Source organism: Streptomyces sp. NPDC001822, assembly GCF_042892135.1.
In the GTDB taxonomy this organism is placed as follows: domain Bacteria; phylum Actinomycetota; class Actinomycetes; order Streptomycetales; family Streptomycetaceae; genus Streptomyces.
Genome location: NZ_JBIATW010000008.1, coordinates 223501 through 238724, shown reverse-complemented (window position 1 = coordinate 238724; position 15224 = coordinate 223501). Strand labels below are relative to the sequence as shown.

Genomic DNA, 15224 nt, shown 5'->3' with positions numbered 1-15224 from the left:
GGCAGGGCGGGCCGGTCCCCGGGGACCGGCCCGCCCTGCCGTGTCGAGAGCCGGTCCGATGGACCGGCCTCGTCAGTGCCCGTGCCGGCCGGCGGTCACCTTCATCGTGACCGTGACGGGGGCGAGCGGGTAGGGAGTGGTGTGCGACAGACCGAGCGCGGCACGGTACGTGCCGGCCTTCCCCGTCGCGGGTGTGGAGGCGTCCAGCACCGTCTCGACCGTGACCGAGGAGTGCGCGGGGACCGTGACCTTCTTCGCGCTCACGCTCAGCCAGCCGACGTCCGTGGAGCCGGGCAGCGCGTATCCGGGCAGGTACTCGGCGGTGGTGACGCCGTTGGAGCTGCCGTTGCCCGTGCTGCCGCCGACCTTGTACAGGCCGGCGCCCGCGCCGCCGCGGTAGACGGGGGTGCCGCTCTCGGGCAGCGGCGTCCAGGCACCGGTGTCCGGGTCGTAGGCGAAGCCCCGGCCGGTGACCGACGCGGCGGCCGCGCTGCCGGTGGAGCCGCCGGAGACCAGCAGCAGGTCGTTCGCCGTCGTGTACGACGAGCCCCACAGTCCGACCGGGAGGGCGGCGGCCGGCGACCAGGTGTCGGTGGCCGGGTCGTAGGAGTAGGCGCTGTCCACGACGCCGGTGCCGGGGCTCTGGCCGCCCGCGCAGACCACGTGGCCGCCGACCCCTCCGCACGCCAGGTAGGCGATGGGCAGGGGGTACGGCGCCAGGGTCCGCCAGCTGTCGGACGCGACGTCGTAGGCCTGGGCCCGGGTCACCCCGCAGCTGTCGGCGCAGCCGCCGATCATGTAGAGCCGGCCGTCGAGCACCGCGCTGCCGGACAGCGAGTAGGCGGCGGGTGCCGCGGCACGCGAGGACCAGGTGTCGGTGGCCGGGTCGTAGACGGCGACCTCCCGGACGTTCGCGCCGGAGTCGTTCTTGCCTCCGGCCACGTACCACTTGCCGTCGATGAAGCCGTGGACGGTGCCGCGGCGGGCCTCGGGCGCGGGGGCCAGCTCCTTCCACGCGGCGCCCTCACCGGCCGAGGGGTCGTACGCGTGCAGCTGCCGCTGCACCGTGTCGTCGCCCTGCATGCCGAAGCCGCTGTAGACGATGCCGCGGTAGGTGTCCACGGCGTTGTCGATGATGCCGTAGGGCAGGCCCGGGAGGGACTGCCAGGTGTCGCCGGCCGGCGGACCGGTGACGGCCTCGGTGGCCTCGTGGAGGGTGACGGTGGCGGCCGCGCCGCCGGTGTTGCGCAGGGTCACCTTCTTCCGGACGCTGTGGCCGGACCGTACGGTCCGCTCGATCGTGCCGGGGGAGACCTTGATGCGCCCGGCCTCCAGGGAGAGCACCTGGTGAGCGGTCCCGTCGCGGACGACGCGGACCTTCTCGGTGCGGTCGGAGTAGAGGTGCCGCGACGCCGTCACCGGCTGTACGGCGCTGCGGGCGGCGTCACCGGTGGGGGCGAACATCCAGTAGAAGCCGTCTTCGAGGCCGGGGTCGGCGGGGGTGGCCGCGGAGACGGCGGGCCTCGGGGAGCTTCCCTCCACGCCGGTCACCCGGACGCCGTCGACCGGGTCGGAGGTGTTGGCGTCGACGGTACGGCCGACGACCAGCCCTCCGGGCACCGCGTCGTAGGTGCGGTCACCGACGAAGACGTTGTCCACCGCCCACAGCCAGCCGAAGCTGCCGGTGAAGTGGAAGCGCAGCCGGACGCCGGGCAGGCCCGCGTATCCGGTGAGGGGGATCTCGACGCGCGCGGGGCCGGCGACGGAGTCGGCGGAGTGCTTCCAGACGCTCGTCCAGGAGCGGCCGTGGTCGGTGCTGACGTCGACGGACGCGGACTGCCCGTCGTAGCCGCGGTAGTCGGTGTCGAACGCGACGTACGGCACGGTCCGGTGCGTCAGGTCGTATTCGGGGCTGAGGAGCTGGGAGTCCTGTGCGCCCTCGGAGCCGTAGTAGTCGCTGTCGGCGACGGCGAACGCGCCGTCACCGCCCGTGGTGTTGCCGCGCCCGGCGGGGTCGTCGAAGACCCAGCCGCCCGTGGTGCCCTCGGCGTTGGACACGCTCCAGCCGGCGGGTGCCGAGCCGGCCGAGGCGAACGGTTCGGTGCTGCCGGACCGCTTCACCTCGTAGCCGGGGGCGGTGGCCGTCCCGTCGTCCACCGGGACGCCGATGTCCAGGGTGCGCGCGGTGCGGGCGAGTTCGACCGTCCGGCTCGCGGCCCGGTAGCCGGGGTAGGCACTGGCGACGCGGAGGGTGTAGCGGTGGTCGACCGGGAGCGAGACCTGGTAGCGGCCGGTCCTGGGGTCGGTCCACACCGGGGCCTGGGGGGCGCCGTCCACGGTGATCGAGGCGTAGAGCGGCCAGCCGTGCCCGGAGGCGTCGGTGACGGTCCCGGACACGGTCCTGCTCGGCACCGTGTCGATGGCCAGGTCGCGGGTGAGGGCACCGCCGTCGTCGACCGTGACCCCGGTGACGCGGAGGGTGCCGTAGCCGTACGCGTCCACGGTGACGTCGTGCTTTCCGGCGGGCAGGGTGAGCGCGTAGCGGCCCTGGCCGTCGGTGTGGGTGCGGTAGTCGGAACCGGCGGTGACGGAGGCGCCGACGACGGCCTTCCCCGTGCGCCTGTCGGTGACGGTGCCGGAGAGGCGGCCGTGCGGGCCCATGCGGAAGGCGTCGAGGCCGTTGGGGGTGCCCAGGCCGGTCGGGCCGTCGTAACCGGTGCCGGCGGCGCACAGATAGGCCGGGGTGCAGGTGCCGTTGGCCCCCGCCGTCACGTCGTTGAGCGCCGAGGCTTTCGCCGCGTAGGGGTAGGTGTTGGGCTCGCTCCCCTCGGCCGGCCGGCCGGCGGTGGCGTAGACGCCCGCGATCAGCGGGGCGGAGGCGCTGGTGCCGCCGTACACGTTCCAGCCGGTGGAGCCGAAGCTGTTGTAGACGGCGACGCCGGTGGCCGGGTCGGCGACGGCGGAGACGTCGGCGACGGTCCGCTTGTCGCAGCCGGTGTCCTTCTGGAAGGCGGGCTTGGGCAGGTAGCGGGAGCACCCCGACCCGGCGCCGTAGCCGTCGTGCGACCAGACCGACTCGGACCAGCCGCGGGCCGCACCGGTGTCACGGCGCAGCGTGGTGCCTCCCACCGCGGTGACGTGGGGCGACGCGGCGGGGAACGACACTCCGTGGTTGTCGTCGCCGGACGAGGCGACCACCGCCACTCCGGGATGGTCGTAGTAGGAGTCCCACGCGGTCACCGCGGGGTCCTCCTCGAACAGGGAGTAGCGGGTGCCGTAGGAGTTGGAGACCACGTCCGCGCCGAGGGCGACGGCCTGTTGGACGGCGGCGCCGAGGTTCTCGATCTCGGGGCCGTCGGCCTCCACCAGCAGCAGGCGGGCGTCGGGAGCCGCCGCGGAGACCATGTCGAGGTCGAGCGCGGCCTCGCCGGCCCAGCCCTCGTCGGGCTCGGGGTACGACGTTCCGCCGCGCTGGTCGACCTTGGTGAAGCAGCCGTCGGCGCCGGTGCAGGCCGGCAGGCCGTACTGCGCCCGGTAGACCGCCAGGTCCTCCTCGGCCTTGGGAGCGTCGTAGGCGACGACGACGGCGATGGTCAGTCCGGCGCCCCCGCCCGTGGGCAGGCCGTAGGCGTCGCGGAGGTCCGCGGGGCCGTATCCGGCGGGGTCCTGTCCGGCCGCGCCGGAAGCCGTCCTGCTCTTCACGTCCGTGCGGCGCACGGCGAAGCAACTCGCCGCGCCGGGCGCCGGGGTGCCGCACAGCGGTTCCGTCTCCACCCGGTCGCGGCCCGTGGACGGATCCGCTTCGGCGGCGGTGTCCGCGGTGGTCCGCGCCTCCGCGGACGACGGCACCGCGAGTGTCGTGACGACGGCGCCGCAGAGGGCCGCGGCTATGGCCGCGGCCCGTCCGGAGGCTCTCAACGCCCTCCAGCTGGCACCTGCGTCGGTGACTGGTATTCGCACCTGTGACTCCTTCTTCCCGCCGGGGTCTCCGGCGGGGCGTTCCGCGCAGCGATCATGCGCTTGCTGCGCGGATGGTAACGGAGTCAGATCACAGGAACTTTGCCGCGCGCGGAGTCGGCTCCACCCACCCAAGTGAGGCGTTTCCGCAGGTGAGTGACGGCGAGTGCGGGTACGGCGGCCCCGAGGCCGTGGAGAGCCGGAGCGCCACGGCTCCCGGTCGGCGTCGCACGGGGTACCGCCGGGACGCCGGGCTCGCCTCGCGAACCGTGGCGGGCGGACCCGCCGGCAGCCGCCGGCGGGTCGCGGTTCAGACGCCGGTGGTGACCCGGACGGTCCACGCTCCGGACTTCGTCCGGTCGGTGACCTCCACCCGGATGCGCTCCCCCGGCACCGAGAACCGCTCGCCCTCCCGCAGGGGGGCGTCCGCGAGGGGCGGGTAGACCGAACGGTCCCAGCAGGCGTCGGAGTCGGGGTGGGTGTCCAGCACCTCGACCGGCCCGCCGCCGGACGGCGTGGCGTTGCGGATGCGGTAGATCAGCACGCCCTCGGTGCAGGTGGTCCGGTCGTTGCCGGTGGCACTACGGGCCTCGATGGCCAGTGCGGTGTCCGGGCCGGTCCTGATGACGGCGAGCCGGGTGCCGAGGGACGCGCCGGGCACGGGCACCTCGGCCATGGGTTCCAGGGTGAGGTCGGCGGCGCCCTGCACGCAGACCACCTGTTCCCCGCCGAGCCATCCGAGCTTCCACTTGTGCCAGCCGAACAGGTCGGGCGAGAGCCCGAACTGGCTGCCCATCACGTCCCAGTCGCCGACGTAGGTGTCCCAGTCGCCCTTGCCGTCCTCGGGCCGGTGGTACAGGTCGGCCAGGTCGAAGACGTGCCCGGTCTCGTGCGCCAGGACGTTGCGGTCCGGGGGGTGCTCCTCGAAGACGGTGACCACGCGCCGGATGTCCGTGCCGTCGGCCCTCAGCGGCCGGTCGAAGTTGACGACCTTCGTGGCGTCGGAGTCGACTCCCGGCGCGTCCGGATCGGCCACGAGGTAGACGATGTCGTACTCCGAGAAGTCGATCCGCCGGTCGGCCGCCGCGATCGCGTCGCGCAGGTAGGCGCTGCGCCGCTCGGAGCCCCAGTCCCGCTGTATCCCGTACCAGGTGGAGGGGCGGGGCATGCGGATCCACTGGCGCTGCGGATGTGCCCGGAGTTCGAACTTGCCGTACGAGGCCCGCTCGAAGAAGCGGGTGGTGGAGGGGAAGTAGTCGGCGGCCAGCACGTCGGGGGGCACCGCGGGCTCGGAGTCCGGGAAGGACAGGAACACCATGACCGCGTCGAGGGCGCGGTCGGGGCGCGGATAGGAGCCGTTCCACGTGTCGAGGCCCAGCGAGTGGTGGGCTCCGGTCCTGGGGAGCGCGCAGGGTCCCGCGTCCCGCGAGGCCGCCACCGCGGGGCCGGCCACGAGTCCGGTGGCGGCGAGCGCCAGGAGGGAGGTGAAGGCCGCCGCGACGCTGCGCAGGCTCGGCCTCGCCACTCCCCCGGGTCCGTGCTGACGCGGCACATCTACCTCCGGGTGGCGAATGCGGGACTTCTCCTCACCCTGGGCCGACTCGGCGGCGTACGCCCTGTTGTGCTGCCCCACACGGGTCAGCCGCCGTCATGACCCCGACAGCGCTCACTCACGGAAAGTCACAATCGCTCACCCTGGAGCCTAGAGAGAGCAGATCCCCACAGAACCGATCATCTCTGGGCAAGATGCGGAACGCCGCCGAGCGAGGGACAGCCGTGGGCCATGCGCGTGCCGTGGGCCCGAAACGTCGGGCACGCTGGTACCGCCGACGCGCCACCCTCTATGCTTCACCTCGTTTTCCCGCGTGGGCACCGCCTCCGGCGCGGCACGCCGACCGGAAAACCCTGCCCGGCGACAACTGTTCACGACGATCTGCACAGGGGGAGCGAGTGGTGAGCGGAACCCCCGAAGGGCCGGCGCCCCGGGCGGGCGTGACCCCCGGAACCCGGCCACCGGAGGTCACCGAGCGTGATCACCAGCGGTCCGGGCTCTCCGAGCTGCGTGACTACCGTGCCGCGTTCTCGGCCGCCGCCCTCCCCATGGCCGTGGTCGACGACCGGGGCCAGGTCGTCCGGGCGAACGACGCGCTGGGCTGCCTGCTCGGCGCCGACCCCGCGGCCCTGGTGCAGCGGCCGGCGGCGGAGCTCGTCGGCCTGACCTCGGACAGCTCCACCTGGCGTGCGTACGGCGAGGTGCTGAGCGGGGACCGTCACCGGCTGCGGTGCACCCTGCGGCTCAAGCACGCCGACGGAAGGCCGCTGTGGGCGGAGGTCACCGTCGTCCCCATGGGAGACCCCGCCACCGGCACGGGCCGCGTGCTGCTGTCCCTCGCCGATGTGAGCGACCGGCGCGAGCTGCGGGAGCGCCTGCGGCATCTGCGCATACACGATCCCGTGACCCGTCTGCCCAACCGCACGCTGTTCTTCGAACGCCTCACGGGCGCCCTGGAGAGCACGCCCCTCCAGGAGGGTGCGGCGCCGCGCGAGGGCCGGATCGGTCTCTGCTATCTCGACATCGACGGCTTCAAGGCGGTCAACGACACCCTGGGGCACCGCATCGGGGACCGGCTGCTCGCCGCCGTCGCCGGACGGCTCACCGACTGCGCCGAGGCCGGCGCGCACCGCACCGGCGGTCACCTGGTGGCGCGCCTGGGCGGTGACGAGTTCGCGATCCTGATCGAGGACTCGGCGGGCACGCACCAGCTCACCGAGCTCGCCCGCTCGGTGCTCACCGCGCTGCGGCGCCCGTTCGACGTCTCGGGGACCCTGCTGTCGGTGACCGCGTCCATCGGAGTGGTGGAGCGGGCCTCGGCGGGCACGTCGGCCACCGCCCTGATGCAGGCCGCCGACACCACGCTGTACTGGGCCAAGGCGGACGGCAGGGCCCGCTGGACCCTCTTCGACCCCGAGCGCAACGCGCACCGGATGACCCGGCAGGCACTCTCCTCCACGCTCCGGCCCGCGGTCGACCGCGGTGAGTTCACGCTGGAGTACCAGCCGCTGGTCGGCATGGCCGACGAGGTCGTACGGGGTGTCGAGGCCCTGGTGCGCTGGAACCACCCGCGCTTCGGGCTGCTGGCCCCGAGCCGGTTCGTGCCGATCGCGGAGGAGGACGGCACGATCGTCGAACTCGGCCGGTGGGTGCTGCGTACGGCCTGCCGCCAGGCGAGGTGCTGGCAGCTGGAACACCCGGACGAGCGGCCGCTGTTCATCAGCGTCAACGTCGCCGTGCGGCAGATCCGGGACTCCGACCTGGTCGCCGACGTCGCGGAGATCCTCACGGAGACCGGCCTCGACCCGGGTCTGCTGCAACTGGAGCTGACCGAGTCAGCCGTGATGGGTTCGTCGGGCCGGCCGCTGCGGGTCCTCCAGGCGCTCAGCGACATGGGGGTGCGGATCGCGATCGACGACTTCGGCACCGGCTACTCCAACCTGGCCTACCTCAGCCGGCTGCCCGTCTCGGTGCTGAAGCTGGACGGCTCCTTCGTGCGCGGCTTCCGTTACGAGGACGGCGCGCATCCCAGCCCGGCCGACGAGACGATCGTGGAGGCCATGGTGCAGCTCGCGCACCGCCTGGGCCTGACGGTCACCGCGGAGTGCGTGGAGACCTCGGGCCAGGCGGAGCGCCTGCGGCGGATCGGCTGCGACACCGGGCAGGGCTGGCTGTACTCGCGCGCGGTGGCGCCGGAGCGCATCGCCGAACTGATCGGCACCCGGCCCCTGGAAGGCTGAGGCCTCGGGGCGGGGCGCCGGACGGGATCCGGGGACGTCGCCGGTCAGGCCGCCCCGGGCAGACCGTAGGCGTCCGCGATCAGCTCGTACGAGCGCAGCCGCGCCTCGCCGCCGTGTGCGTTGGCCGTGATCATCAGCTCGTCGGCACCGGTCCGCTTGGCCAGGTCGTCCAGGCCGCTGCGGACCTCGTCCGGGGTGCCGTGGACGATGTCCTTCAGCCAGCCGTCGACGAACTCGCGCTCCATCGGGCTGAAGTCGTAGGCCGCCGCCTCCTCGGGGCTCGGCACCAGACCGGGGCGGCCGGTGCGCAGCCGGACCATCGACAGGGCGCCGGTCAGGACCTGCCGCCGGGCCTCGCGTTCGTCGTCGGCGGCCAGCGCCGCGACCCCGATGAGGGCGTAGGGGGCGTCGAGCACCGCGGAGGGCCGGAAGGACTCGCGGTACAGGTCCAGGGCGGGCACGGTGTTGCGGGCGGAGAAGTGGTGGGCGAAGGCGAAGGGCAGCCCGAGGATGCCGGCCAGCCGGGCGCTGAAGCCGGAGGAACCCAGCAGCCAGACGGGGGGCCGGAAAGCCGACTGGACCCCGCCGGGCGAGGTGGCCTGGACGGGGCCGGGTACGGCGTGGATCCGGGCGTAGGGGTGGCCGTCAGGGAAGTCGTCGTCCAGGAAGCGGGTGAGCTCGGCCAGCTGTTCCGGGAAGTCGTCGGCGCCCTCGTTGAGCCGGTCCGTGCGGCGCAGGGCGGCCGCGGTGGCCCCGTCCGTACCGGGTGCGCGCCCGAGGCCGAGGTCGACGCGTCCGGGCGCCATCGCCTCCAGGGTGCCGAACTGCTCCGCGATGACCAGGGGCGCGTGGTTGGGCAGCATCACACCGCCGGACCCGAGCCGGATGCGTTCGGTGTAGGCGGCCAGGTGCGCCAGGATGACGGCCGGCGACGAGGAGGCCACGCCGGGCATCGAGTGGTGCTCGGCGACCCAGTAGCGGTGGAAGCCGCGCCGCTCGGCGAGCTTCGCGATGTCCACGCTGGTGCGCAGGGCCTGGCTCGCGGTGCGGCCCGCGCCCACGCTCACCAGGTCGAGTACGGAGAGGGGGACGGGAGCCGTCCCTCCCGCGGTGCCGCGAATCCCGTCGCCTCGGTTCTCTTCCACGTGTTCGGCCTCTCCGGTGCGTCTGCGTATCGGAGGGTGCAAACAGGAGGACGGCTCCGCTTATTCCCGCGCGGACGCGCCGGCGCGGCTATTCGCGCACCTCGATGCCCCGCGGCTCGGCGGCGCCCACCGGGGGTTCACGGGTCGCGAAGAGGGTGCCGAGGGTCGGTGCCCAGATGCGGCGTTCGGCGAGCCGGAGCCCTTCCCACACCGCCACCTGGTTCGCGGTGAGGACCGGCTTGCCGAGGAGTTCCTCCAGCTCGGGGACGAACGCGGCGGTGTGCAGGGCGTTGTCGGGGAGCAGGACGACCTCGGCGTCGGGGTGGTTCCCGGCCACGGCCAGCTCCTTGACCCGGTCCACGTCCGCGGCCGCGGCGTCGGAGGCGTTGATGATGCCCGCGCCCCGGGTCGCGGTCACTTCGACGCCTCCGGCCCCGAGGAAGTCCGCGAAGAGCGCAGCGACGTCCTCGGAGTAGGTCGCCGCGACGGCGACCCGGGACGCGCCCAGTTCGCGCACCGCGTGCACGAAGGCGAAGGAGCTGCTGGAGGCGGGGAGCCCGGCCGCCCTGGCCAGCTCCGCGATCTGCTCGTGCGCGCCGTCCCAGCCGTAGGCGAAGCTCCCGCCCGAGCAGGCCCAGACCAGCGACTCGGCGCCGGCCATCCGCAGCTCCTCGACGCCGGCGGCCAGGCGGTCCGGTGTACCGGCGCCACGGAGGGACTCGGGCCTGCGGGCGTCCTCGTCGATCTCGGTGTGGAACAGCGGCACCCTGATGTCACTGTCGAGCATGACCTCGATCCGCGGGAAGTCGTCCTCCGCGGAGTGGCCCGGATAAAGAAGTCCTACGGTCGTCATGTCCGTCCTTCCCGTGCGTCCGGATGCCGTGCCTCCACCGCTGCCCCTGCCTGGGACAAGTATTCCCCTTTTAGGGGCATACTGCCGCCCGAAACGCCCGTGACCTGGGGTTTCTTCCGCAGCACCGGAGGCCGTGTTGACGGGCGTGTGCCCCGGTGCGAGCGTGGTCATTCCTGATGAACACTCCCGTGATCCTCGTCCTGGAGGCCGACCCGCCACCGCGCCTGGGCCGGCTGACCGGCCGCGCCCGCGTCCGGTACGCCGACGCGCGGACCCTCGCCGCACAACTGCCCGAGGCCGATGTGCTGCTCGTCTGGGACTTCACCTCCGACGCCGTCCGCGAGGCGTGGCCGGGCGACGGGCCCCGCCCCGGCTGGGTGCACACGGCGAGTGCGGGGGTGGACCGGCTGCTGTGCCCGGAGCTGGCCGCGTCGTCCACCGTCGTCACCAACGCCCGGGGCGTCTTCGAGCTGCCGATCGCCGAATACGTCGCCGGCCTGGTGCTCGCGTTCGCGAAGGACCTGCCCGGCACACTCGCGCTGCAGCGCGAACACCGGTGGCGCCACCGCGAGACCCGCCGGCTCGCGGGCAGCCGCGCGGTCGTCGTCGGCGCGGGCCCCGTCGGCCGGGAGATCATGCGGCTCCTGCACGGCCTCGGCGTCCGGGTGGCACTCGTGGGGCGCACGGCCCGGCGGTCGATCCACGGGGCCGAGGACCTGGACCGGCTGGCCGCCGGTGCGGACTGGGTGATCTCGGCCGCTCCCCTGACGGACGCGACGCGCGGGATGTTCGACGCCCGGTTCTTCGGTCTGCTCCAGCCCTCGGCCCACTTCGTGAACGTGGGCCGGGGACAGCTGACCGTCGAGGACGACCTCGCCGAGGCGCTCCGCCGGCGGTGGATCGCGGGCGCCGCGCTCGACGTGTTCCAGGAGGAGCCGCTGGACCCCACGAGCCCCCTCTGGGACGTGCCGGGCCTGCTGGTGTCCCCGCACATGAGCGGCGACACCGCCGGCTGGCGCGACCGGCTGGGCGAGCAGTTCGTTTCGATGTACGAGCGTTGGGCATCGGGTGACCCGCTGCCCAACGTGGTGGACATACGGCGTGGTTACGTCCCCTCCCCGGACATCCCGCTCTGACATTCCGGCATGACGACCAGTCATGAACGTACCGGCCGGGGCCGATACGTCCCGCGCACCGGTCGTCGCCCTCCGCCCCCGGAGGGACACGGGAAGGTCTCCCTCCGGCCACCGTTCGATCACATGGCGGTGCTTCCTGCATAGAAGTCCCGTTCCGGGCAGGTGCTCAGCCTGTCCGGAACGTGTCACACCCCGATTTCATCAGGAGACCGCGAACCATGGCTGACTTCCCTCACCTGTCCCGCCGGGGCTTCCTCAACCGAACCGCGGCCGTGGGAGGTCTGCTCGTCGTCCCGGGTCTGCTCTCCGCATGCAGCAAAACCGACGCCGGCGCCGCGGACGGCGAGGGCGCCCTGGACAAGCTCCGCGAGCAGGGCTTCGTCCGCGTCGCGTACGCCAACGAGGCCCCTTACGGCTACATGGAGGGCAAGCAGCTCAAGGGCGAGGCGCCCACCCTGCACCGGGAGATATTCAAGGCGCTCGGCGTCGACGAGCTGAGGCCCACGCTCTCCGAGTGGGACGGACTGATCCCCGGTCTGCAGGCCGGGAAGTACGACGTGGTCAGCGCGGGCATGGCCATCACCCCCGAGCGCTGCGCCAACGCGCTGTTCTCCGAGCCGGAGTTCATCTCCCCGACCGCCCTGATGGTGAAGAAGGGCAACCCGCGCAAGCTGACCGACCTGGCGTCCGCGAAGGCGGCCGGGGTCACAGTCGGCGTGATGTCGGGGGCGGTCGAGGCGTCGTACGCCAAGGGCGCGGGCATTCCCGAGGGCAGGATCAAGACGCTGCAGAAGCCGCAGGACGGGGCGGACGCCGTGAAGGGCGGCCGGGTCGACGCCTTCCTGCTCACCGGCATCTCGCTGCGCTGGCTGGCGAAGACCAACCCGGACACCGAGGTCACCGAGCCCTTCGTGCCGGAACTGGACGGCGAGCAGCAGTTCTCCCCGGGCGGCGCGGTGTTCCGCCAGGGCAACGAGGACCTGCGGGACTCCTTCAACCGCGAGCTGAAGAAGATCGTCTCGGACCGGTCGCGCTATGTGAGCCTGCTGCGGGACTACGGTTTCGGGCCGACCGAGGTCCCGCCGGCCACGCTGAAGACCGCCGACCTGTGCAAGGGCTGACGGAGGCGGAGCGCACCGCATGAGCGACTTCTTCTCCACCTTCCTCGACGAACTCCCGCAGATCGGATCGGGCCTGCGGGTGACGCTGGAGGCGACCGTCCTCGGCTCGCTCCTCGCGCTGACGCTGTCGTTCGTCCTCGGCCTGGCGGCCGGCAGCCGGCTGCTGCCGGTGCGCGGGGCCTCCCGGACCGTCGTGGAGTTCTTCCGCGGCACCTCGCTCTACGTCCAGCTGTTCTGGTTCTACTACGCGATGCCGCAGCTGACGGGTTACGAACTGACGCCGCTGCTCTGCGGGGTGGTGGCCTTCGGCCTGAACTTCGGCGCCTACGGCTCGGAGGTCGTGCGCGGTGCGGTCAACTCCGTGCCGCGTGCCCAGTACGAGGCGGCCGTGGCACTGAACATGACGCCCTTCCACCGGATGCGGAAGGTGATCCTGCCCCAGGCCTGGGTGCAGATGATCCCCTCCTTCACCAACCTGCTGATCCAGCTGCTGAAGGCCACACCCCTGCTGTGGCTGCTCTCGGCGGCCGATCTGATGACGGCGATCGAGCACGTCCGCAGCCTGACCGGTGAGAGCCTCACCGCCTACCTCCTGCTGCTGGCCGCCTACTTCGTGCTCGCCTACGCGCTGACACTGCTGATGAACCTGCTGGAACGGACCGCCAAGCGGCGACTCGGCCTGCACACCGGCGCGGCAGGTGTGTTCGGGACCCGCAGCGCCGAACCCGTCACGACGGCCGGAGGGACCCGGTGAACCGGACATTCGACTGGGAGGCCGCCCGTGAGGCCCTCCCCCTGCTGCTCGAAGGCTTCCGGGTCACCCTGCTCGCGACCGTGCTCGGCACGCTGGTGGCGGCGGTGCTCGGACTCGCGATCGCGGTGGCCGGGCGGGCCGCCTCGCGGCTCGTCACGGTGCCGGTGAGGACCGTGATGGAGTTCGTCCGCTCGACCCCGCTGCTGGTGCAACTGGTCGGCGCGGCGGCGGTCTTCACCTCCGTGGAGCCGCTCACCGTCGGCATCGCCGTCCTGGGCGTCCACTACGCCGCGTACACCTCGGAGGTCTACAGGGCCGGGATCGACGGCGTGCCCAAGGGCCAGTGGGAGGCCTGCCGGGCCCTCTCCATGTCACCCCGGCGCACCTGGCAGGCGGTGATCCTGCCGCAGGCCGTGCGCAACGTGCTGCCCGCCCTCGGCAACTACGCCGTCTCGATGTTCAAGGAGACCCCTTTCCTGGCCGTGATCACGGTGCAGGAGATGGTCTTCGAGGCCCGGAAGTACGGGGCCGACCACTTCGCCTACACCGAGGCGTGGACGCTCGCGGGCCTGATCTTCCTGGTCGCGAGCTACCCGACCTCGCTGCTGATGAGAAAGCTGGAGAAGCGCCTTGGCCACTGAATCCGCACCCATCAAGGATCCGGCGGAGCCCATCGGGGAATCCGCGGACGTGGCTCCGGCCACCGGGACGACCGCCGCGGAACCCCTGGTCCGCTTCGACCGGGTCGTCAAGCGTTACGGCGACCACGTCGTCCTGGACGAGCTGGACTTCACCGTCCGGCGCGGCGAGCACGTCACGCTGATCGGGCCGAGCGGTTCGGGGAAGACCACGATCCTGCGGCTGCTGATGACCCTGGAGCGGGTCAGCGACGGCGTGATCTGGGTCGACGGCTCGCCGCTGTCCCACGTGCGTACGCCCTCCGGCGCGCTGAAGCCCGCGGGCGAGAAGGATCTGCGCGTGTCCCGGAAGAAGATCGGGATGGTCTTCCAGCAGTTCAACCTCTTCCCGAACATGAAGGTCCTCCAGAACATCACCGAGGCGCCGGTCAACGTCCTCGGCATGGACAAGGACGAGGCGGAGACCCGGGCCCGGGAGCTGCTCGACCTGGTGGGACTCGCCGGGAAGACCGACGCCCACCCCTCGCAGCTGTCGGGCGGACAGCAGCAGCGTGTGGCCATCGCCAGGGCGCTCGCGATGCGGCCCGAGGTCCTGCTGCTCGACGAGGTGACGTCCGCGCTCGATCCCGAGCTGGTGGCCGGTGTGCTGGGGCTGCTGGTCGACATCGCCAGGAACACCAACATCACGATGCTCTGTGTGACCCACGAGATGAACTTCGCCCGGGACGTTTCGGAGAAGGTCCTGATGTTCGACGCCGGGAAGGTCGTGGAGTCCGGTTCGCCGGAAAAAATCTTCTCCGATCCGGAGCACGAACGTACACGCGAATTCCTGAACGCGGTCCTGTGACCTTGCCATTGGCGCGGTGCGCGTGACGCTGGCATATGCCTCCGGCGTGCGCCCCAGCTGACGGCGTCGGCGCGCGCCAATTAGTCGTCAACACCCTCTCCGAACAGCCCTCTTGGCGACTATCGTGAGACGCGAGCTTGCGGTCACGACCTGGCAGAGGACCTGAGGGGGACCCCGTGGCGTTGAAGCCGGAGCCGAAGGCAGCCTTCCATTCGGTGCAGTACGCGCTGCGTGTGCTCGAATCGGTGTCCACGCACGGTGACGGCGTGACCGGCGCCCAGCTCTCCCGCGAGACCGGACTGCCGGCCGGGCACCTCGCGCCCCTCCTGCTGACCCTGCGCCGCGAGGGGTACGTCGAGCAGGTCACCGACGGCGCGTACGTCATCGGACCCTCACTGCTGGAACTCGGCTCCGGCACGGCCCGCCGGCAGGCCCTGGAGGCGAAGCTCCAGCAGACCCTGGTGCAGCTCCGGGACTCGGTCGGCGCGGCCGTCTACGTCAGCCGGTACGTCGACGGCGAGATCCGCGTGACGCAGATGGCGGACGGTCCGCGCACTCCCGCCGTCAACGAGTGGGTGGACTTCCGCTCGGCGGCGCACGCGAGCGCGATCGGCAAGTGCCTGCTGACGCAGCTCGACCAGAACGGCCGGCGCGACCACCTGTCGCGGCACCGGATCGCGCGGCTGACGTCCCGGACCATCACCAGCGAGAAGGTGCTCTTCTCCAAGCTGGACAGCCAGCCGGCGACGGTGCCCGTCCTCGACCTGCAGGAGTACGCCGTGGGCACCGTCTGCGCGGCGGTCCCCCTGACGGCGGGTTCGTCGGCCGGGTGCCTGGCGCTGTCGCTCCCGATCGAGCACGCGCACCGGCTGCGGGCCGCCGCGGCCACGCTGAACCGGCGCGCGGCGCCCGTGCTCCTGTCGCTCGCCCTCTGAACTGAACCCGGACACGGAGGTTCTCCGGACACCCGGAACACCCCCC

At 72.4% G+C, this 15224-nt stretch carries 11 protein-coding genes; 7 read left to right on the top strand and 4 right to left on the bottom strand.

What is annotated here, in order from left to right; translation table 11 throughout:
* Positions 1 to 72 precede the first annotated feature (72 nt).
* Both ACFYY2_RS20540 and ACFYY2_RS20535 read right to left on the bottom strand, forming a co-directional pair.
* Positions 73 to 3960, bottom strand: coding sequence for a carboxypeptidase regulatory-like domain-containing protein (locus ACFYY2_RS20540; RefSeq protein WP_388744843.1), 3888 nt, complete (start codon positions 3958 to 3960; stop codon positions 73 to 75).
* A 307-nt stretch (positions 3961 to 4267) separates the two neighbouring features.
* On the bottom strand, positions 4268 to 5509 hold the full coding sequence (locus ACFYY2_RS20535; protein WP_388745086.1) for a M6 family metalloprotease domain-containing protein: 1242 nt from the start codon (positions 5507 to 5509) through the stop codon (positions 4268 to 4270).
* A 401-nt stretch (positions 5510 to 5910) separates the two neighbouring features.
* Between ACFYY2_RS20535 and ACFYY2_RS20530 the strand changes: the two genes are divergently transcribed.
* Complete coding sequence (locus tag ACFYY2_RS20530; protein WP_388744841.1) at positions 5911 to 7749, top strand: putative bifunctional diguanylate cyclase/phosphodiesterase; 1839 nt, start codon at positions 5911 to 5913, stop codon at positions 7747 to 7749.
* A 44-nt stretch (positions 7750 to 7793) separates the two neighbouring features.
* On the opposite strand, the gene ACFYY2_RS20525 is transcribed toward ACFYY2_RS20530, so the two are convergent.
* Together ACFYY2_RS20525 and ACFYY2_RS20520 are read right to left on the bottom strand one after the other, a co-directional pair.
* Entirely contained in the window at positions 7794 to 8894 is a 1101-nt protein-coding gene (locus tag ACFYY2_RS20525) for an LLM class flavin-dependent oxidoreductase (protein WP_388744839.1), read from the bottom strand.
* A gap of 88 nt (positions 8895 to 8982) precedes the next feature.
* Positions 8983 to 9747, bottom strand: a complete 765-nt coding sequence (locus ACFYY2_RS20520; protein WP_388744837.1) for a decarboxylase — start codon at positions 9745 to 9747, stop codon at positions 8983 to 8985.
* A 176-nt stretch (positions 9748 to 9923) separates the two neighbouring features.
* Between ACFYY2_RS20520 and ACFYY2_RS20515 the strand changes: the two genes are divergently transcribed.
* From ACFYY2_RS20515 to ACFYY2_RS20490, 6 genes are all read left to right on the top strand, one after another.
* The gene (locus tag ACFYY2_RS20515) at positions 9924 to 10883 is read left to right on the top strand and encodes a D-2-hydroxyacid dehydrogenase (RefSeq protein ID WP_388744835.1); all 960 of its coding nucleotides are present in this window, start codon (positions 9924 to 9926) and stop codon (positions 10881 to 10883) included.
* A gap of 218 nt (positions 10884 to 11101) precedes the next feature.
* Positions 11102 to 12004, top strand: a complete 903-nt coding sequence (gene ehuB / locus ACFYY2_RS20510; RefSeq protein WP_388744833.1) for an ectoine/hydroxyectoine ABC transporter substrate-binding protein EhuB — start codon at positions 11102 to 11104, stop codon at positions 12002 to 12004.
* 19 nt (positions 12005 to 12023) lie between these two features.
* On the top strand, positions 12024 to 12758 hold the full coding sequence (gene ehuC / locus ACFYY2_RS20505) for an ectoine/hydroxyectoine ABC transporter permease subunit EhuC (RefSeq protein ID WP_388744831.1): 735 nt from the start codon (positions 12024 to 12026) through the stop codon (positions 12756 to 12758).
* Entirely contained in the window at positions 12755 to 13399 is a 645-nt protein-coding gene (gene ehuD / locus ACFYY2_RS20500) for an ectoine/hydroxyectoine ABC transporter permease subunit EhuD (protein ID WP_388744829.1), read from the top strand. The genes ehuC and ehuD overlap by 4 nt, the downstream gene beginning before the upstream one ends.
* Positions 13389 to 14243: an ectoine/hydroxyectoine ABC transporter ATP-binding protein EhuA gene (gene ehuA / locus ACFYY2_RS20495; protein ID WP_388744827.1), complete on the top strand. Its 855-nt coding sequence runs from the start codon at positions 13389 to 13391 to the stop codon at positions 14241 to 14243. Before ehuD ends, ehuA begins: the two co-directional genes overlap by 11 nt.
* 176 nt (positions 14244 to 14419) lie before the next feature.
* Complete coding sequence (locus tag ACFYY2_RS20490) at positions 14420 to 15178, top strand: IclR family transcriptional regulator (RefSeq protein ID WP_388744825.1); 759 nt, start codon at positions 14420 to 14422, stop codon at positions 15176 to 15178.
* Positions 15179 to 15224 lie beyond the last annotated feature (46 nt).

What these genes read in the sequence shown, in the direction of transcription:
- ACFYY2_RS20520 (WP_388744837.1), bottom strand. Translation starts at nt 9,747, where the DNA reads ATGACGACCGTAGGACTTCTTTATCCGGGCCACTCCGCGGAGGACGAC.
- ACFYY2_RS20515 (WP_388744835.1), top strand. Translation starts at nt 9,924, where the DNA reads ATGAACACTCCCGTGATCCTCGTCCTGGAGGCCGACCCGCCACCGCGC.
- ehuB (WP_388744833.1), top strand. Translation starts at nt 11,102, where the DNA reads ATGGCTGACTTCCCTCACCTGTCCCGCCGGGGCTTCCTCAACCGAACC.
- ehuC (WP_388744831.1), top strand. Translation starts at nt 12,024, where the DNA reads ATGAGCGACTTCTTCTCCACCTTCCTCGACGAACTCCCGCAGATCGGA.